The 19,490-nt window shown below is 39.8% G+C and carries 20 protein-coding genes; 16 read left to right on the forward strand and 4 right to left on the reverse strand.

Features of this window, described 5'->3' with window-relative positions; translation table 11 throughout:
* Positions 1-122: 122 nt before the first annotated feature.
* Together B2400_RS09560 and B2400_RS09565 are read left to right on the forward strand one after the other, a co-directional pair.
* The gene (locus B2400_RS09560; protein ID WP_293932944.1) at positions 123-509 is read left to right on the forward strand and encodes a hypothetical protein; all 387 of its coding nucleotides are present in this window, start codon (positions 123-125) and stop codon (positions 507-509) included.
* A gap of 53 nt (positions 510-562) precedes the next feature.
* A complete protein-coding gene (locus B2400_RS09565; protein ID WP_293932946.1) occupies positions 563-1,372 on the forward strand; it encodes an SDR family oxidoreductase in 810 nt (269 codons plus the stop codon).
* Between the two features lie 15 nt (positions 1,373-1,387).
* Here the strand turns inward: B2400_RS09565 and B2400_RS09570 are convergent, their stop codons facing one another.
* Positions 1,388-2,263: a PPK2 family polyphosphate kinase gene (locus B2400_RS09570; RefSeq protein WP_293932948.1), complete on the reverse strand. Its 876-nt coding sequence runs from the start codon at positions 2,261-2,263 to the stop codon at positions 1,388-1,390.
* 290 nt (positions 2,264-2,553) lie between these two features.
* Between B2400_RS09570 and B2400_RS09575 the strand changes: the two genes are divergently transcribed.
* The 12 genes from B2400_RS09575 (at position 2,554) to B2400_RS09630 (ending at position 15,265) form a co-directional block, all read left to right on the forward strand.
* Positions 2,554-3,168 (forward strand): SatD family protein, encoded by a 615-nt coding sequence (locus B2400_RS09575; protein ID WP_293932950.1) that lies wholly within the window; start codon positions 2,554-2,556, stop codon positions 3,166-3,168.
* On the forward strand, positions 3,149-3,880 hold the full coding sequence (locus B2400_RS09580) for a DUF3307 domain-containing protein (protein ID WP_293932952.1): 732 nt from the start codon (positions 3,149-3,151) through the stop codon (positions 3,878-3,880). Before B2400_RS09575 ends, B2400_RS09580 begins: the two co-directional genes overlap by 20 nt.
* 12 nt (positions 3,881-3,892) lie before the next feature.
* Complete coding sequence (locus tag B2400_RS09585; RefSeq protein WP_293932954.1) at positions 3,893-5,044, forward strand: serine hydrolase domain-containing protein; 1,152 nt, start codon at positions 3,893-3,895, stop codon at positions 5,042-5,044.
* Positions 5,045-5,264: 220 nt separating this feature from the next.
* Positions 5,265-6,461, forward strand: coding sequence for an enoyl-ACP reductase FabV (gene fabV / locus B2400_RS09590; protein ID WP_293932956.1), 1,197 nt, complete (start codon positions 5,265-5,267; stop codon positions 6,459-6,461).
* 128 nt (positions 6,462-6,589) lie between these two features.
* Entirely contained in the window at positions 6,590-8,788 is a 2,199-nt protein-coding gene (locus tag B2400_RS09595; protein WP_293932958.1) for a sensor histidine kinase, read from the forward strand.
* 124 nt (positions 8,789-8,912) lie between these two features.
* On the forward strand, positions 8,913-10,169 hold the full coding sequence (locus tag B2400_RS09600; RefSeq protein ID WP_293932959.1) for a hypothetical protein: 1,257 nt from the start codon (positions 8,913-8,915) through the stop codon (positions 10,167-10,169).
* Positions 10,170-10,249: 80 nt separating this feature from the next.
* Positions 10,250-12,040: a translation elongation factor 4 gene (gene lepA / locus B2400_RS09605; RefSeq protein ID WP_149526225.1), complete on the forward strand. Its 1,791-nt coding sequence runs from the start codon at positions 10,250-10,252 to the stop codon at positions 12,038-12,040.
* A 24-nt stretch (positions 12,041-12,064) separates the two neighbouring features.
* Complete coding sequence (locus B2400_RS09610) at positions 12,065-12,949, forward strand: bifunctional 5,10-methylenetetrahydrofolate dehydrogenase/5,10-methenyltetrahydrofolate cyclohydrolase (protein ID WP_293932962.1); 885 nt, start codon at positions 12,065-12,067, stop codon at positions 12,947-12,949.
* Positions 12,950-13,016: 67 nt separating this feature from the next.
* Positions 13,017-13,523 (forward strand): hypothetical protein, encoded by a 507-nt coding sequence (locus tag B2400_RS09615; RefSeq protein WP_149526223.1) that lies wholly within the window; start codon positions 13,017-13,019, stop codon positions 13,521-13,523.
* 103 nt (positions 13,524-13,626) lie between these two features.
* Entirely contained in the window at positions 13,627-14,073 is a 447-nt protein-coding gene (locus B2400_RS09620; protein ID WP_286651464.1) for a hypothetical protein, read from the forward strand.
* Positions 14,074-14,338: 265 nt separating this feature from the next.
* Positions 14,339-14,836, forward strand: a complete 498-nt coding sequence (locus B2400_RS09625) for a BON domain-containing protein (protein WP_149526221.1) — start codon at positions 14,339-14,341, stop codon at positions 14,834-14,836.
* Positions 14,837-14,842: 6 nt separating this feature from the next.
* Positions 14,843-15,265 (forward strand): SH3 domain-containing protein, encoded by a 423-nt coding sequence (locus B2400_RS09630; RefSeq protein WP_149526220.1) that lies wholly within the window; start codon positions 14,843-14,845, stop codon positions 15,263-15,265.
* 48 nt (positions 15,266-15,313) lie between these two features.
* Here the strand turns inward: B2400_RS09630 and B2400_RS09635 are convergent, their stop codons facing one another.
* From B2400_RS09635 to B2400_RS09645, 3 genes are read right to left on the reverse strand one after another with little or no spacing between them, the layout of a single operon-like run.
* Positions 15,314-16,039, reverse strand: coding sequence for a tRNA threonylcarbamoyladenosine dehydratase (locus B2400_RS09635; RefSeq protein WP_286652372.1), 726 nt, complete (start codon positions 16,037-16,039; stop codon positions 15,314-15,316).
* A 5-nt stretch (positions 16,040-16,044) separates the two neighbouring features.
* Complete coding sequence (locus tag B2400_RS09640) at positions 16,045-16,692, reverse strand: TatD family hydrolase (protein ID WP_293932968.1); 648 nt, start codon at positions 16,690-16,692, stop codon at positions 16,045-16,047.
* 35 nt (positions 16,693-16,727) lie between these two features.
* Positions 16,728-17,054, reverse strand: a complete 327-nt coding sequence (locus B2400_RS09645; RefSeq protein ID WP_260044809.1) for a hypothetical protein — start codon at positions 17,052-17,054, stop codon at positions 16,728-16,730.
* 523 nt (positions 17,055-17,577) lie between these two features.
* Between B2400_RS09645 and B2400_RS09650 the strand changes: the two genes are divergently transcribed.
* Together B2400_RS09650 and B2400_RS09655 are read left to right on the forward strand one after the other, a co-directional pair.
* Positions 17,578-18,420, forward strand: coding sequence for a histone deacetylase family protein (locus tag B2400_RS09650; protein WP_293932971.1), 843 nt, complete (start codon positions 17,578-17,580; stop codon positions 18,418-18,420).
* A 9-nt stretch (positions 18,421-18,429) separates the two neighbouring features.
* Positions 18,430-19,488, forward strand: a complete 1,059-nt coding sequence (locus tag B2400_RS09655; RefSeq protein WP_293932973.1) for a nucleoid-associated protein — start codon at positions 18,430-18,432, stop codon at positions 19,486-19,488.
* Positions 19,489-19,490 lie beyond the last annotated feature (2 nt).

Genomic DNA, 19,490 nt, shown 5'->3' on the forward strand with positions numbered 1-19,490 from the left:
AAATCTAATTAATATTCTGTTAATTTCCAACCTTTAAGGGTTGTATTTCTTACCAAATAATATAAAACAATCTGTTGTATTTGGGGGTTCTATTCTTAGTATTCAATGAAAAAGAAAACATCATGGAAGAGAAAAAGAATAAAAAGAATGTAGAAGGAGAGGACGCGAATTTCGAACCTAGAGACTTGGCGTATAACGAAGAAGATGCGAGCTATGAATTGGATGTAAACGACAAAGATCCGGATTGGGATCACCCTGCAAATTACGATACGCTCAGTGAGGGCGCGGAAAACGACGACTCTACCTATGATTCCTCAAATCCTTATGTAGGAGATGAGTATGCAGATTTAGACGAGTTGCGGGAGGATAATCTGGAAGATAATAATATGCGGATTACCGATGCGTCGAATCTGCGAGTGTCGAAAAAGGATGAGGAATTGGCAAAAGATGAAGAGGATTATCGGGATGATCTAGACGCCGAAGGATATCCGAAGAACGATAAGGAATAATCTAATTTTCACATTTGTTTTTTTCGGGGTTGCCCTTTTAAAACCTATATTTATTGCAAAGAACATTAATGACGATGCAGATAGATTTAAAAGGTAAAACGGCTTTAGTTGGCGGTGCTTCAGCTGGAATTGGAAAAGCCATTGCGCAGGAACTTGCGAAATGCGGAGCTACTGTTTTTATTATGGCGCGGAATGAAGAAAAGCTGAAGAAAGTAGTTGCTGAGTTAGATAAAAATGCGGGCCAAGAGCATGGCTATGTCGTTTCTGATTTTATGGATTTTGAGAAGCATAAGACAATAATTGCTGGCTTTTTTAAATCACATCAGATCGATATTCTCGTCAATAATACGAATGGTCCGGCGGCAGGGACTGTGCTGTCGAAAGAGGAGGAAGATTATCAGGCTGCTTTTGAACTGTTGTTTCAAACAGCGGTTTATACCAGCAATCTTGCTTTATCGCATATGAAGCAACAGGGCTATGGTAGAATTATCAATGTTTCTTCGATGACGGTTAAAGAGCCACAGGATAGCTTGGTGCTGTCCAATACGATGCGTACGGCTTTAGTGAGTTGGAGCAAATCTTTAGCGAATGCGGTAGGAAGGGATGGGATTACAGTGAACTCGGTATTGACGGGTTATTTCGCTACTGATAGACTTTACAGCTTGATGGAAAAACAGGCCGAGCAGGAGGGGCTTGATATCGCGGTTATCGAGAAGCGTAGAAGGGATAGTATTCCTGTGAAGCGACTGGGTAAACCGGAGGAGTACGGCTATTTAGTAGCATTCCTAGCGTCGCCCTATGCGTCTTTCCTTACAGGTGCTTCAATACCCTTAGATGGAGGTATTTCTAACTTAATATTCTAAAACACAATTGGAAGCTTATTCGGCTTCCAATTGTTCTTTATATTTTCTTTTATGTTCTTCGACCTCCGGTTCCATTTCCGGATACTGTATATCCTGGTAGGTCGATAAGACTTCGTAGATAATTTGTGCGACTAGATATCGGCTTACAGGTTTGCTGTCTGAAGGGATGATATACCAAGGCGCATTCTTTTTGCTGGTATTTTTGATCGCATCTTCATAGCATTCCATGTATTTGTCCCATAGTTTTCTTTCTTCTAAGTCGCCGGGAGAAAACTTCCAGTTCTTTTCTTCTTCTTCTAGTCGGCTCAAAAGTCGGTCTTTCTGTTCCTCCTTGCTTAGGTTGAGGAAGAACTTAAATACGATAGTTCCATTTTCGACAACGCGTTGTTCGAAATTGTTGATTTGTTCGAAACGCATTTTCCAAAAGTCTTTTGGAAGATCTTTCGGATTGTTGATATGGGGGATTCGTTCGTTTAATAGATATTCTGGATGTACTCTTGTTACTAACACATTTTCATAATGCGTTCTATTGAAGACAGCGAATTTTCCCTTTTCCGGAAGCTTGATCTCGTGGCGCCATAAATAGTCGTGTTCTAGTTCTTTGGAATTTGGTGTCTTGAAGCTTTCAACAACAACACCGCGAACATTGAAGTCTTTAAAAACTTCCCTGATCAGCGAATCTTTCCCTGAGGTATCCATTCCTTGCAGACAGATCAATACACTGTATTTATCGTGTGCATACATTTTATCTTGTAGCTCTGCTATTTTCTTGCGAAGCTTTTTCAGCTCCGCTTTTGCGTCGTCGGGATTGATTTCATCACGAATATCTGTGGGGTGTTCTTTTATTTTAAAATTGCTTTTTGCTGTTAATAGCTTCGAATAGTTCGTCATAGTTTATAGTTTGATCTAAGCAATTTACTAAATATTATGCTTTGTTTGCTTGTAGAGATAACGATTCTTAGGGGTATTTTGTTTTCTTTTTGACTCATTTTAGTCAAATATTAAATTATGACTTATTTTAATCATATTTGGAATTATGACTTATTTTAATCATATTTGAGATTATGACTTATATGAGTCATAATTTGATATTTGATTAAATTTGGTCATATGATGGATTTGCTTATCTTTAGGCAATCAAAAAGCCCTGAAAGCATCTACCAGCGATAAACGAAATAATTATGACATTTCATTTAGTAATTACTGGCGACATTATTCATTCTCGCAAATACGATAGCAGCGAATGGCTTCCACAATTGGAACAGGCCTTAAAGCTATATAGTACGGATTTTGATGTCTTTCGAGGCGACAGCTTTCAGGCGGAACTTCCCTTGTCAAATTTATTTTCGAGTATATTTTACCTAAAGTCTGTAATTCGACAAAAGGAGGGGATGGATGTCCGTATGGGGATCGGTGTAGGAGAGATTAGCTACCGAGATTCCAGTATCAAAAAAACCAGCGGCGAGGCATTTGTGAATTCGGGCAAAGCATTGGACTCGTTGAATAAAGAAAGTCTAGCCTTTATATCCCCATGGGAGGAGTTAGATGAACAAATCAACTTGATTTTAACGCTGAGTACGCGTTTGGTGGATCAATGGACTGCAAACATGGCGGAAGCTGTGCAGATGGTGATGGATCATCCCGACAAAAGTCAGTTGGAAATCACGCAACTGCTGAAGCGAACTCATCAAAGCCAAGTGAGCCGTGAGCTCAATAAGGCGAATTATACAAAACTGGATCAAGTAATACAATATTGCACCAAACAACTCGCACGCTATGTTGACAAGTCTGCTTAAGATGTTTATTGCCCATCTGATCGGGGATTTTGTTTTGCAACCTAAGTCCTGGGTACAGAAGCGAAATACGCAAATACAATACTTATTCTATCATGTTGGGATGCATGGCGCGTTGTTATTGCTATTCTTTATCAATGACTTAGCGAATAACTGGCAGAACATCGTCTTCTTATTGGCCTCTCATCTGGCAATAGACAGCATCAAAATCGGTGTAGAGAATCGTTGGAAAGTAAACCCAATTCGTCTATTCATTATCGATCAGCTACTGCATATTGCTAGTATAGTGGCTATTTATTTCTATTGGACACCCAGCGCTTGGACGGAACTAATGGAACTGGTCAATTGGAATAAACTGTTGTTGTTGCTGATCACGATAATTCTTATCGTGTTTGCTATACCTATCGTTATCCGCGTCTTCTTTAGCAAGTGGCAAAAGGAAGCTGATTTTAACAGTAAGCGCAGTGAGACCTTATTTGATGCCGGCACGGTTATCGGAGTAATGGAGCGCTTAATGATCTTGGGTTTTGTCCTGTTAGGATTAAATGAAGGTATTGGATTTTTACTGGCGGCAAAATCGATCTTCCGTTTTGGAGATCTTACGAATGCACGCGACACCAAGTTTACAGAATACGTGATGATCGGTACTTTACTTAGTTTCGGATTAGGGATGCTCGTCGCATTCGGACTGAAGTACGGTCTCACACTCGTATAAATATTATCATACATGAAGAACATCTATCAAATTACAAAGAAAGCTGCCTTTGCCTGCGTGGGATTGATTATCAGTAGCCAAGTATTCGCACAATCCACAGGCTTCGAACAAAAATTAAAAGACGTAGCGAATAAATATGAGGCTGTGGGTTTAGCGGTTGTGGTAGTGAAAGACGGCAAGCCGGTATACGAGCAAGCGCTAGGCTATAAGAATCTGGAGAACAAAGAGCCATTGACGACAGACAACCTATTCCGCATTGCTTCCATTTCAAAGTCTTTTAGTGCAACAGCGATTATGCAACTGGTTGAACAGGGGAAGATCTCCCTGACAGATGATTTTAGTGATCTAGTGGGCTTCAAAATTAGAAATCCAAAATATCCAGATACGAAGATTACCTTGGAAATGGTTTTATCGCATCGTTCGAGTATTAACGATAGCAATGGATATTTTGAATTAGATGTCATCAATCCAGAAAAGAATCCGAATTGGGCGAAGTCTTACAATGACTATAAGCCAGGAACGGATTACGAATATTGCAACTTGAATTTCAATATGGTAGGGGCGGTACTTGAGCGCCTGAGCAATGTGCGCTTTGATAATTATATCAAGCAACAGATATTAAGTCCTTTGGGTTTAAACGCAGGCTATTGCGTCGATTCATTGGATCGTTCGAGATTTGCGACGCTCTATGTTAAAGAGGATGGAACTTTTAAAGCACAGCCATCGGCTTATAATCCGCGATCTGAGGAGATCCGGAATTATACCATGGGTGTTTCTACGCCTGTATTTTCGCCGACCGGTGGGATGAAAATTTCTGCAAATGATCTTGCAAAGTATATGACGATGCATATGAATTACGGTCAATCTAGGGGAATAAAGATCATTAGCAAGAAAAGCGCGAAACGTATGCAAAAGGGTTTATCTGCAAAAGAACATTATGGATTAGCACTTTTAGAGACAGATAAACTTATTCCTGGAGAACATATGATCGGACATACGGGTTCTGCATATGGTCTTTACAGTAATATGTTCTTTGAACCTAAGAAGAAATTTGGGTTCATTGTTATAACGAATGGTTGCATCCCTACGCAGGATAGCGACGACGATATTATGTTGTCTAAAGACGTTATCCGATTGTTATACAGTGAATTCGTGAAAAAATAAGTAAACTTGAGGGAAATTCCCGCTAAAGAAGGCGAGGGAGTCCAATTAAAGACCTCCTTAAATTAACTTTCATATTGCCGTTGAAACAGCAACAGCGTTGAAAGTTTTTAATGGCCTTTGAAAGACAGACACTTCCATAAAAAATAAGGTAGAAGGATGTTTCCTTGAAAATTTAACTACTTTTGTAACTAATTATTCAACTTTGAAAGATTAAAAAAAGATGATTATTCAACCAAGAACAAGAGGATTTATTTGTTTGACAGCGCATCCTGAAGGTGCTGCACAACATATTAAAAATCAAATCGAGTATGTGAAATCTAAAGGCAAGATTGCTGACGGTCCTAAGAAGGTATTAGTAATCGGTGCTTCTACGGGATTTGGTATTGCCTCTCGTATATCTGCTGCCTTTGGCTCTGATGCTGCAACCATTGGTGTGTTTTTTGAAAAACCAGCATCTGAAGGTAAATTGGGTACTGCAGGTTGGTATAATTCCGCTGCTTTTGAAAAAGAAGCACAGGCTGCCGGATTATACGCAAAGAGTATCAATGGTGATGCTTTCTCTGACGAGATCAAACAGCAAACTATTGAGTTAATTAAGAAAGATTTAGGACAAGTTGACCTTGTTGTATATTCATTGGCTTCACCACGCCGTACACATCCTAAAACAGGTGTGGCACATGCATCCGTGTTGAAACCGATCGATCAGCCATTTACTGATAAGACTGTTGACTTCCACACAGGTGTTGTTTCTGACATTACGATCAACCCGGTTGAAAATCCAGAGGATATCGAAAATACTGTTGCGGTAATGGGAGGTGAAGATTGGAAGTTCTGGATTGAAGAACTGAAAGCTGCCGGCGTTTTAGCTGAAGGCGTGAAGACTGTAGCTTACTCTTACATTGGCCCTGAGCTTACCTATCCAATTTACCGTAACGGTACAATCGGACGTGCTAAAGACAACTTGGAAGCGACGGTTCCTGCGTTAAACGAAATATTGAAGGATTTAAATGGTGTTTCTTATGTTTCTGTAAATAAAGCATTGGTTACACAGTCAAGTTCTGCTATTCCTGTTGTGCCTTTGTATATTTCGCTATTATACAAAGTGATGAAAGCAAAAGGAATACATGAGGGAACGATTGAGCAAATGCAACGTTTATTCGCAGAGCGCTTGTACAATGGTTCTGATTTGCAATTGGATGATAAAGGAAGAATTCGTGTAGACGATTTGGAGATGCGCGAAGATGTTCAAAAAGAGGTTGCTGTATTGTGGGGACAGGCAACAACAGAAAACTTAGAAGAGATTTCTGATATTGCTGGATACCGCAATGATTTCTTCCAATTATTTGGATTCAATTTCGATGAAATTGATTACGAAAAAGATACCAATGAAGTAGTAAACATCCCGAGTATCGGATAAGATTAGCTAAGTCATAAAAGATAGAAAAGCGTCAGTTTCCATTTTAACTGACGCTTTTTTTTACTGTTGTTCAAAGAAACTCCTTATCTTTACGCTGTAAAGATTAACAAACTAACTAACCAATACGCATGCTTAATTCTTCCTCTATCGACCTGCAGAAGCAGCTGTCTTATGATGGTATCCAAAGTTTTGGGTATCTGATTGTTACAGATTTAGATTTAAATATCACTGCAGGTAGTGAGAATTGTTCTGATTGGTTAAAACGAGATGTCAATACACTTTTTGATCGCCCATTTTCATTCTTGATCGATCATTATTTTCAAGATTACCAGATTGATATTCAGGAAGCTGTCAGACAAATTATAGCGGAGGAGAATGATCGTAATCTATTAGAGATCAGGTTGCTGGAGAGAGGGTGTTATTTAAGCGTTTATCGGAATGAGCACTCCGTTTACTTTGAGTTTGAAATTAAAGTTGCCGATCTACAGGTGTATTTCCCGAAGTTCGAATCCTTTGCACAGATATTAATGGAAAATACCAAGGGTATTTGGCAGCACCTGAGCGATTATATGGGCAAGGTCTTAGGCTATGATCGAATTACAGTATATCAATTTATCGAAGGTGGGTATGGGAAGATTATCGCGGAGACGAGAAATAATGACAACTTAGAAAGCATCATCGGGTTATATCAGTCGGATTTTGCAGTTTTGGCGCAGGCAAGAAAGGTTCATCTCAAAAACCTATGCCGATTGACCCATGATATCTACGAAGAGCCCATCCGTATCATCAGTAAAGATGGTAGCCACGTTGACTTATTGAGTACCAACATCCGGACCTTGGCAAAGGTTCATAGCGACCACTTAAAGAAGGTTGGGATAGGCTGTAACTTAAGCTTTTCAATTCTAATTGATGATCAGATCTGGGGATTGATTTTTTGCCAAAACGTTCGCCCAACTAGGATCAATCTAATCAAGCGCGAAGCTTTTGTCTACATGATTCAGTGGGCATCAACTCGTTTCGCAGATGAACAGTTTGTGCAGGAGAGGGAGTTCAACGAACGAATTCGAAACTTCGAATTGTTGCTGAAGGAGAAGTTGCTTCTAAAAAAGGATATGCTTGCTGTCTTAGGATCTCTAAGTAAACTTTTGTGTCAATTCGCCAATGCGGATGCTATGCTGATTGCTTCTGGAGATCAGATATATGCTCACCAAATCAATATTGGCCGCGAGAAATTAAAGCAACTGAAGGGACTTATCCTCCGTGAGACGGATCAGTACGTTTATACGGACGAGGAGTTTACCTGGAAGTTCGGGGAGGAGTTAGGTATTGATATGAGCCGTTTTGCTGGAATTGCAAAGGTAGATATCGAGTCAAATCGGCAGTTTACTTTATATTTTTTTAGAAAGGAGTCGATCGTCAAGCGTACTTATATGGATACTCCGACTCGTCACTTGATGAATCCAAAGCCTAATGAGACTTTTACGACCGAGCCGCACAAGCATTTTGATGTTTGGCACCATACGATCGAAGGAACGTCAGAGCGCTGGACAGAACGCGACCTGTATTACTTCGCTCGCCTCAGGAAGCTGATCAAGACCAGTATGAATCAGATGTCATTAGAGCTGAGTAGTTTGAATGAAGAGGTCGTGAGTTTGAATAGGGCGTTAGATTCCTATGCTTACACAGTAAGCCATGACGTAAAGAATCCTTTATCGGCAATTAACCTATCGGTGCAGATGTTACTTCAACGCCCTGATATGCCGTTAGATCTTAGAAATCGCATGCTTCAAAACATGAAGAGTGCGGTCGATATTATCGGGGAACTGTTAGTTGCTATACACTTGTTTTCCAAAATTAAATCATTCAGTTATCAAACGGAGCTCGTTGATGTCAGCAGCTCTATTGATCAGATTACGACCTTCTGTAAAATGCGATATGATGCGGATTCTACGCAGGTAAAGATAGGGGAGTTGTTACCAGTATATGGTCATAAGACATTGGTTTACCAACTGTTCCAGAACCTAATCGGAAATGCGATCAAGTATTCTGCGCGTGCTGAGCATCCTGCCGTTGAGATTTACGCTGAAAAGGGAAGCGAATTCATCCGATATTTTATTCGCGACAATGGAATTGGTATTGCAGATGAAGATCTCAAATCTATCTTCGATACGTTCAAGCGTCTCGACAATGCCATCGACTTCGAAGGAACTGGTTTAGGACTTACGATTGTGAAGACTATTGCAGATAAGCTGGATCTGCAAATCAAAGTCGATAGTAAGATTGGAATGGGAACCGAGTTCCAAGTGTTATTTCCCATTGAACAATAGGTTCTATGGTGATATATCACTTTTCTAGCTGACAACAATCAGCTCCTAATGAGTATTCGGACTTTATCTTTGTTATAGAACGTAGCAGGCTGGAATTTTGCGCGTTCGGATTCAATGAAAGATAATGGAGAAATTGTTCAAAGTTTCCTACAAGCAATGGTTCTACGTTGCACTCATAAATTTCCTTATAGTAGGCGTTTATGGAGCGCTGATGCGCTATAAATTCCTATTCCCATTAGCTTGGTTAGAGCAGAAGAACTTACTGCATGCGCATTCTCATTTCGCATTTACGGCATGGGTATCGATGGCTTTGATGCTGTTTATGCCGATGTTCCTGAAGGGACACAAGGCGACTGATAGCGTAGAGAAGCCTTACGCTGTTTTACTTTATCTCAACATGATCACGTCGGTCTGTATGTTGGTGGCATTTACTGCTCAGGGCTATGCCTTGTTCTCGATCATTTTCTCTACCTTATCGCTATTTGTCTCTTTCGCATTCATCGCGAAGTTCTGGGAAGACTTAAAATCAGCAGAAATCGCAAGCTCAATTAAGCATTGGTATTATGTCGCGATTATCAGTAATGCGATTTCAGCATTAGGGACTTTTTATCTTATTTACCTCAAAGCAAGCCATCAGGAAAACCCCTTTGAGCAGCAGGCATCGATTTATTTCTATCTGCATTTCCAATACAATGGATGGTTCTTTTTCGGATGTTTAGCACTATTTTATCATTGGTTGATTCGAAACACAGGACATTCCTTTTTTCCGAAGTATGCCCAGTATCTATTCTCACTCACGCTGATTCCGACTTACTTTCTGACGATATTGTGGTGGAAAGGAATGCCAGCCTATGTAGGTTATGTTGTGTTCGCGACTGTGTTGTTACAAGGGCTGTGCTGGCTTTGGTTCCTAAGTGGCAGTCTGAAGGCAATGAGACTGATACAGATTTCGAAGTCAAGCAGTATGATCGTATTGTGGATTATAGTGGCGCTTGGCGTTTCTGCAAAGATGATCCTCCAAGGCTTCTCCATAATACCTTCCATGAGTGTTTTGGTTTATGGTTTTAGACCAATTGCTATCGCTTATTTGCATCTAGTATTGCTCGTCAATATATCAATGTTTCTCATTGGCTTGGCCTTTAGCCAAGGCATGCTGAATGTTTCGAAATTGACTCACTATACTATCATTTTCTTGTTGATTGGTGTATTGTTTAATGAAATTGCGCTGGCTTTGCAAGGAATCGGCGGTATCTACCATTGGAACTTCACCTTCACACATACTTCTCTATTATGGGCATCTATTCTCATCGTATTGAGTCTTACAATGTTGCTCATATCACAGCGTTTCAATGAAGTGCCTAACAATAAACTCGCTAAATAGAATAATCGGCTAACTTTTAAGAGAAAACCTCGCTTAAAAAAATTATATTTGCGAATTAATTTGAAGGCATAATAACCTATATGAAGCATATACGCAATTTTTGTATTATCGCGCACATTGACCATGGCAAAAGTACCTTGGCAGACAGATTGTTAGAGTTTACCAAAACCATCTCTCAACGCGAAGCGCAAGCTCAGTTGTTGGATAACATGGATTTGGAGAGAGAAAGAGGTATCACCATAAAAAGTCACGCCATCCAAATGGAATATGTGAGAGATGGACAAACCTATGTGTTAAACTTGATCGATACTCCCGGACACGTGGATTTCTCTTACGAGGTTTCCCGTTCTATCGCAGCCTGCGAAGGGGCATTATTGATTGTAGATGCTTCTCAAGGTATTCAAGCTCAGACTATTTCCAATCTATATTTGGCGCTTGAACACGATTTAGAAATCATTCCTATCTTAAATAAGATGGATCTTCCAGGCGCTATGCCTGAGGAGGTCAAAGATCAGATCGTAGAACTTATCGGCGGAAAACGTGAAGATATTATCCCAGCATCCGGAAAAACAGGACTAGGTATCCCTAATATCTTAGATGCTATCATCGACCGTATTCCTGCTCCAGTTGGAGACCCTACGGCTCCTTTACAAGCATTGATTTTCGACTCTGTATTTAATTCATTCCGTGGTATCATGGCGTATTTTAAAGTAGAGAATGGTGAAATCAGAAAAGGGGATCGCGTAAAGTTTGTGGCGACCGGAAAAGAATATTTTGCTGATGAGGTTGGAACTTTGAAGTTAAATCAAGTTCCGAAAGAGGTGATCAAGACTGGCGATGTAGGCTATATTATCTCTGGTATTAAGGAAGCTCGTGAAGTAAAGGTTGGAGATACCATCACACATCGCGATCGTCCTTGTGCATCGGCAATTCAAGGTTTCGAAGAGGTGAAGCCGATGGTATTCGCCGGTATTTATCCGGTAGATACGGAGGATTACGAAGAACTGAGGGAGTCTATGCATCGTTTGCAATTGAATGATGCCTCGCTTGTATTCGAACCGGAATCATCTGCTGCATTAGGCTTTGGTTTCCGTTGTGGATTCCTGGGCATGTTGCACATGGAGATTATCCAGGAACGTTTAGAACGCGAGTTCGATATGACGGTAATTACCACTGTTCCCAACGTATCCTACCGTGCTTATTTAACCAAAGGAAATGAAGAAGTGGTTGTCCACAACCCTTCGGATCTACCAGACCCAAGCAAGCTAGACTCTATCGAAGAACCTTATATTAAAGCAAACATCATTACCAAGGCTGAGTTCGTTGGTCCAGTAATGTCGCTTTGTATTCAAAAACGCGGTACAATCGTAAACCAGTCCTATTTGACTTCTGACCGTGTCGAGTTGGTGTTTGAAATGCCGATGGGTGAGATTGTATTCGATTTCTATGATAAGTTAAAAACCATTTCTAAAGGTTATGCTTCATTTGATTATCATCAAATTGGCTACCGTACTTCTGATTTGGTGAAGTTGGATATTCGCTTGAACGATGAGCCTGTTGATGCCCTATCATCATTGATTCACCGTAGCAATGCTTATGATTTTGGTAAAAAGATCTGTGAGAAGTTGAAAGAGTTATTACCACGTCAGCAGTTCGAAATCCGTATTCAAGCTTCTATTGGTGCTAAGATTATTGCTCGTGAAACTATTTCTGCATTACGTAAAGACGTAACAGCGAAATGTTACGGTGGTGATATTTCTCGTAAGCGTAAGCTCCTTGAGAAACAAAAGAAAGGTAAAAAACGTATGCGCCAGGTAGGTAATGTGGAAATTCCACAGTCTGCATTTATGGCCGTATTGAAGTTAGATTAATTATTACATCAACCTATTTATAACATGAAGTTACTTGACGGAAAAGAAGTTTCTGCAAAACTGAAAGAAGATATCAAAAGAGAAGCCGCTGAATTGACAGCAACACTGGGCCGTAAGCCCCATTTGGTTGCCATTTTAGTGGGCAATGATGGCGGAAGTGAAACCTATGTTGCTAGCAAGATGAGAAATTGTGAGCAAGTTGGCTTTGATTCTACCAATCTTCATTACGAAGATGATATTACTGAAGAAGCTTTGCTTGCAAAGATTGCTGAGATTAATCAAGATGAAAACATCGATGGTTTAATTGTTCAATTGCCATTACCAAAGCATATCGATCCGGAGAAAGTAACAGAAGCTATTGATTATAAAAAAGATGTTGATGGATTTCATCCGATCAATTTAGGTCGTATGCAAAGAAATCTTCCATGCTTTATTCCTGCTACGCCTTACGGTATCATGTTGATGCTAGATCATTATGGTATAGATACTGCTGGTAAGAAAGCGGTTGTTGTTGGACGCAGCAATATCGTTGGGTCGCCGATGAGTATTTTATTAGCGCGCAATAGCCAGCCTGGAAACTGTACAGTGACACTGACGCATAGCCGCACGAAGAATCTTCAAGAAGAAGTTCTTCAAGGTGATATCGTTGTTGCTGCAATCGGTAAGAAAAACTTTGTAACCGGAGATATGGTAAAAGAAGGTGCTATTGTTATCGATGTGGGTATCAATCGTGAGACTTCAACCGAAACAAAATCCGGCTTCAAGCTATATGGTGATGTTGATTTTGAAGCGGTTGCTCCTAAGGCATCCTGGATTACTCCAGTACCGGGCGGAGTAGGCTTAATGACTATTATCGGTCTGTTGAAAAACACATTAGAAGCTGCAAAAGGAACCGTATATCCGAAGTAATTTTTTTGGTACAAATATTGTAGATTAGCATCATTGTAAAATGTTAACCAAAAGCAAAAATTAAAACATGAAAAAAATTGCATTATTAGCAGCGGTTGCATGCGCGATTACTTTCTCAGCATGTAACAATACTTCATCAGTAGATAAAAATCATGATGGTGATACTACAGTAGGAGAGCACTTAGATCATTCATTAGAAACTGCTGACGAGCATGCTGGTCATCTACATGCAGAAGCTGATCAAGCATTAGCAGATGCTGAAGCTAAAGCAAAACAAGCGCAAGCTGACCTTGACGCTGCTGTAAAAAGCGGAGACAAGAAAGCTCAAGAAGCTGCTCAAAAAGCTTTAGACGATGCTAACGCTGCTTGGGAAAAAACTAAAGCTGCAGCTAAAGAAGCAGGTCAAGCAGTAGAAACAGGTGTTAACAACGCTGTAGATGCTACTAAAGACGCTGCTCACAAAACTGGCGAAGCAATCGATAATGCTGCTGAAAAAACAGCAGATAAAGTTGATGCAGCTGGTAAAGAGGCAGAAAGAAAGCTTAACAACGTAAAAGAAGCTTTGAAAAACTAAACTAATTTAATTAATTATAATTAATTGGTTATTAGGTTTTTAATTGAAGCGCCAAATTTATTTGGCGCTTTCTTTATTCAAATAAAATGGAGATCCAATAAATATGATTGATAAGAAGGAAATCGTAGAACTTTGTTTGGAAAAGACGCAAACTCGGGTCGATGAAATTCAGGTTGCTATTGATGCTGCTAATGATGCGATAATCAATGATACAAAGAGTAGTATGGGGGACAAGTACGAGACTTCGCGCGAAATGGCGCAACAGGAGTTGTCGCGACTACAAAGCCAGCTCAACCAAGCCAATAGAGACCTAGATATATTAATTAATCTTCCAGAATCAAGCAATGCGCTTGTCGGGATGGGAAGTTTAGTCATGACCGATCAATTTAATTATTTAATAGCTACCTCAATCGGTCCGCTCAAAGTAGGTGCTGAGACCGTTATGGTCGTTTCAAAGCAATCGCCAATAGGAGAGGCTTTGTTTGGAAAGAAGAATAACGATGAGGTCAATTTCAACGGTAAAGCCTTTAAGATTCAAGAATTACGCTAAGAAGAGTGCCAAGGGTTTCAGTAATCGAAACCTTTTTTGTTATTTCTCTGAAAGTTCCTCTAATCAGGCCGATCAGGAACTTTCATAACTGTTGGTCTTTCAATCGAAAACCTTCGATTTTTATTGCCTTTCAATAATTGTTGTTACAATACCGTAGATTGAATCCTTTCAAAATTAATCTCAAATCAGATTTATTTTTTAAAACATTTTCGAAATGTTTTTTGTTTAGATTTAGGTAGTATTAATTAACGTAAATATTTTATTTATGAATCTTAAAAAAATCTTATCTGTATTGGTAGTTGCCGTTACATTGTTAACTGGAACTATTGCTTGTAAATCGAAAATTTCTGATGCCGATTTAAAAGCCAAAGTAGAAACTGCGATTCAATCGAATCCAAATGTTCAGGTAGAAGTTAAAGATGGTGTAGTAACCTTGAATGGTACGGCAGCATCAGATGATGAAAAAGCACAGATTGAATCTGCAGCGAAAGGCGCAGATGCAAAAGGTGTAAAATCAGTTGTTAACAACATTGTTGTTAATTCAATTCCTACTGGAACAATTGAAGTAAACAGCAATGATGCTGATCTTCAGGCTAAGGTTACTGACTTTACTAAAGACTTCCCGTCAGTGAAAACAGCGGTAGTTGATGGTGTTATTACAGTGACTGGAGAGTTGGAGCAAGCACGCGTACAAGCTTTAAAAATGGGATTAGATGCTTTGAATCCTAAGAAAGTTGATATGTCAGGTTTAATCGTAAAATAGCAAATTATGAGTTTACAGAATAAATATAAAGTATTGATCGATACGGCGAATACTTCGGGTATCGAGGGATTACAAGTCGCTGAGATGGATGGTGTATTACAAATCCGTGGTACAGCACCAAATGCTGACGTCAAAAACAAATTATGGGATATCTACAACCAGATCGACCCTAATTTCTTATCTGGCGATGTCGTGATGAATGTAGATGTTTCTACAGCGGTTACCGGACAGCAAGTTCGCGTAATTACTGAAAGCAGCAACTTGAACATTCGTAAAGGACCAGGAACAGATCAGCCAATCGTTGGTAAAGCGGCGAAAGATGAGGTAATTACCCTTATCAGTCGCGCAAATGACCAATGGTGGTTAGTTCGTACGAAAGATGGTGAAGAAGGATATTGCTATGCGCAATATTTGGAACCTATTTCTTAATAGGATACAAGTCAAAAAGAAAGGAGCTCATTGAGCTCCTTTTTTCATCTATATATTTTTCATTAAATCTTGAATCGCAACGGAGGCTAATGCTCCTCCAAATGCTGCCGGCAGATAAGACATTGTCCCGTAGGCTGATTTCTTAAAGTTGCTGCCGTCAGTATACAACAAGGAATCCTTATCCGGCAATTCGGTGGAGAACACCACCTTTACGCCTTTACGAATTCCATGCTTCTTTAATTTTTTGCGGATATGCTGTGCTAGTTTACAATTATAAGTCGTTCCAATATCAGCAATCCTAATTTTCGTAGGATCTAGTTTACCACCCGCACCCATCGAGCTTACAAAAGGTACTTTCGCCTCCAAGGCCAAACGGATAAAAAATAGTTTCGGTGTGATGCTATCAATAGCTTCCACGCAGTAGTCCGGTTTTAATTCAAGAAGACCAGGGATATTCTGTGGAAGAATAAAATCTTGGATTACATTAAGCTCTAATTCCGGATTGATAGCCAACAAGCGTTCGCGCATAATCTCCGCTTTCGCTTCGCCATGATTTGTTGCCAAAGCTGGCAACTGCCTATTCCTATTACTAGGGTCTACGGTATCACCGTCGATGATGGTCATCTTTCCCACGCCCGACCGACATATAAATTCGGCGGCAAAAGAGCCCACACCGCCGAGACCCAATACCATTACATGTGAATTAGCTAACTTTTCTAGTGCTTCTCGTCCCACCAACGCCTCGGTGCGAGAAAGCCAAGATAAATCCTTCATTGATTTTAAGTTGATTTAAAAATGCTATTAAAATTTGCCATAATCTGATCCTCTACTTGTTTTGTAGACAATTTTCTGGCTCGGCAAAAATAAGCATAAATATCTGAGATTTTCGTTGGTTTATCGTCAGTTTCTAAGAAAAACCTGTGCATAGGAATCTGTTTGATAACATCATCTAGATTGCCCGTTAAGATAGCAGCACCGAAGGAGAGGTAGTAATTTTTGTTCTTTAATAATTGTTCCGCCAATGGCCAATTCCGTTCATAACCATGAAAAATGACCGGGACGGCCACTTGCTTTCTCAAGAGGGAGGTAAATACCTCGTGGTATGCTCGAACGCAATGTATGATCAAAGGCTTTTTAAGCTCATTAGCGAGTGTAATCTGCTTTTCGAATATCTGAACCTGCCGATTCCATTCTGTACTGCACAGCTTATCTAACCCGCATTCTCCAATCGCTACTACCTGAGGTTTTTCAGCATACTTTACTAATGCCTCCCATTGCACTTCCTCGTTAAGATCGACATACCATGGGTGGATACCTGCTGAACAAGACTGTTCATAAAGATAATCTTTGGAAACAATGCAATTTGGTAGTACGAACTCATCAGCAGATGAGGTACTGATGGAATGGGCGTGTATATTTATCAGCAATGTTGGGATTGTTTAATTCATCGAAAGATACGGAATTAATCAACTAAATAGCAGGTTGCGAATTCCAATATCACTATGCCTGACGTAGTGTCTATCTTAAATCTTCTGCGCGACTGATCATTATCGAAACTCTTTTCAATCTCCGGCACTACCTCACTGATTTCCAAAATCACCGGATATCCCTCTTTCGGAATTTCAGAACGGGAATAAAAGGTCACATGCTCAAATCGCAACTTCTTCTGATGCGTATTGGCAGGCTCTGCAGCATCCAATAGCAACGTTACATCTAAAGTCTGTGTCCTAGAATCCTCCTCGGTTTTGATGATCTCCGCATCAAGCAATGAATCAATATCTATAGTCATACTCTTCTTATTTAGTACTCTATAGCTAATAACAGCATATATTTAATTTCGTTTTAAATATTAATTTTTGCTGTATTCAAAGCGATTGGCCTTCAGATGTTCTACAATTTCCTTTAGAACTAACTTCGGTTTATCCAATAAGCCTGTCTTCTTGATACTTTTTATAAAAGGATGATTTCGCCCAGCGGAATGTGCTGAACCAGATCCCTGATGTTTCTTGTTAAACATATTGTCTCCTTCCTTTCAATTTGTTTACAAATGGTTATATAGCAGCGCATTGTGGATTACGCTATGCTATTTGTAATAAATCTATTTAAAAAAAATGAGATTAAAAAATATACGATATAACAATCTCGTTGCTTATAAACCAGGCCTATCGGAAAAAGGAGGCATATCCGCTTTTTCCACAAGGGTTTTTTATTGATTGCTGATTGGTTATATTCGTGACAAATTTGCACAATTGTTAAAAATAGCTCATCATAGCGCCTACATTTATCCATTGCCCGCGACACATCGCTTCCCGATGATGAAGTACGAACTTATTCCAGAGCAATTGATTTATGAAGGCTTGGTTAATCGTAACAACTTCTTTGAACCCGATTTAGTAGATCGCGAAATCGTTTATTTAGCACATGATAAGGCTTACGTAGATGATCTACTGGGGTTGACCTTAGACCCTAAGATGGTTCGCCGTATTGGTTTCCCGATGACACAGGCTTTGGTGGATCGCGAACGTTATCTCGTTGATGGAACAATTAAGGCATGTTTTGCAGCGATGGATGCCGGTGTCTCCTTTAACACTGCAGGCGGAACCCACCATGCGGGTAGAGATTTCGGCGAAGGCTTCTGTTTACTGAACGATCAGGCCGTTGCCGCCGCATATCTGTACAGTCAAAAACTCGCTAAAAAGATCTTGATTATCGACCTTGACGTGCATCAGGGAAATGGAACCGCTCATATTTTTGAAGATCATCCTGATATTATTACTTTTTCCATACATGGCGAGAAGAACTTTCCATTTAAAAAGGAAAAATCGCATATTGATATCGGTTTGTCGGATGGCATCGAGGATGAGGCTTACTTGTCGCTCCTATCGTCAGAACTTGAGGCTGTATTTAATCAGGTGATGCCCGATTTTGTCTTTTATCAGGCTGGTGTCGATATATTGGCTAGCGACAAACTTGGCAAATTTAAACTAACGCAGGAAGGGTGTAGAAAAAGGGACGACCTTGTATTCAATGCTTGCAAGAGCAGACAAATACCCGTGGAAGTTAGCATGGGTGGCGGATATTCCGTACATATCAAAGATATCGTCAATGCTCATGTCAATACCTACCGTTCTGCAATACATATTTACGATTTATAAAAAACAAGCATGTTATTTCATCAAGACGCAAACTTCGAAAACCTTATTATTCATCATGTCGGCAACAAAAGCCAGGACGAGTATTTGACCTTGTCGGACGTTGAAGTGGATGTCGCTTCAGATGAAGTCCTGACCGGACTTCTGATGCAATATTTCATGAAACCTTTTGCTAAGCAATCGGAAATCTACAGATTCTACCATCCCAATGATGATCTAGAATTCAATGAGGTGTATAGTTATTCTAAGCGCTTTTTTGAAGGACAGGTAAACTTCATCGATTTCTCCAAATCCATCACGAAATATCTATTTGAAGTGTCGGAGCATCCGAAGATCAAATCTGGCGAGGTATATGTCGTAGCCTTGGACAACGTGCAGCTGGAAGGCGAGGAGCATAAGGCAATAGGTATCTTTAAATCAGAAAATAAGGAAGCTTATCTTAAAGTTTATCCTCAGGCTGATGGTCTAGGAGTAAACTATGAAGAACAAGCCATCAATATTAATAAATTGGACAAGGGTGTGGTTATTGTCAATACCGAATCCGAAGAAGGATTTAAGGTGTTATGCCTCGATCAGACGAACGGATCGGAAGCGGTATATTGGAAAGATGATTTCTTAAAACTGCGCGTCCGCAATGATAATTTCCAACAAACAGGAAACATCATGAAAGTTTACAAGAACTTTGTCAATGAAAAGCTAGATGAAGTTTTTGAAATGGATAAAGCGGATAAAATCGACCTATTGAACCGCTCAATGAACTACTTTAAGTCAAAAGAAGAATTTGATGAAGAAGAGTTCAATACGGAGGTGATTGAAAATCCGGACGCTGTTTCCTTATTTAAGGATTATAAATCTGCTTTTGAGGAGGAATTCGATACCCCATTCCAATCCAATTTTGATATCGCAGGCAATGCTGTAAAAAAGATGGCGTCCAGTTATAAATCGGTAATCAAGCTCGATAAGAATTTCCATATATACGTGCATGGAAAGCGTGAATATTTGGAAAAAGGATACGATGAGGATAAGGGAATGAATTATTATAAGTTATATTTCGAAAACGAATCCGACTAAGG

It is taken from the genome of Sphingobacterium sp. UBA6645, from assembly GCF_002455685.1.
Taxonomy (GTDB): domain Bacteria; phylum Bacteroidota; class Bacteroidia; order Sphingobacteriales; family Sphingobacteriaceae; genus Sphingobacterium; species Sphingobacterium hotanense.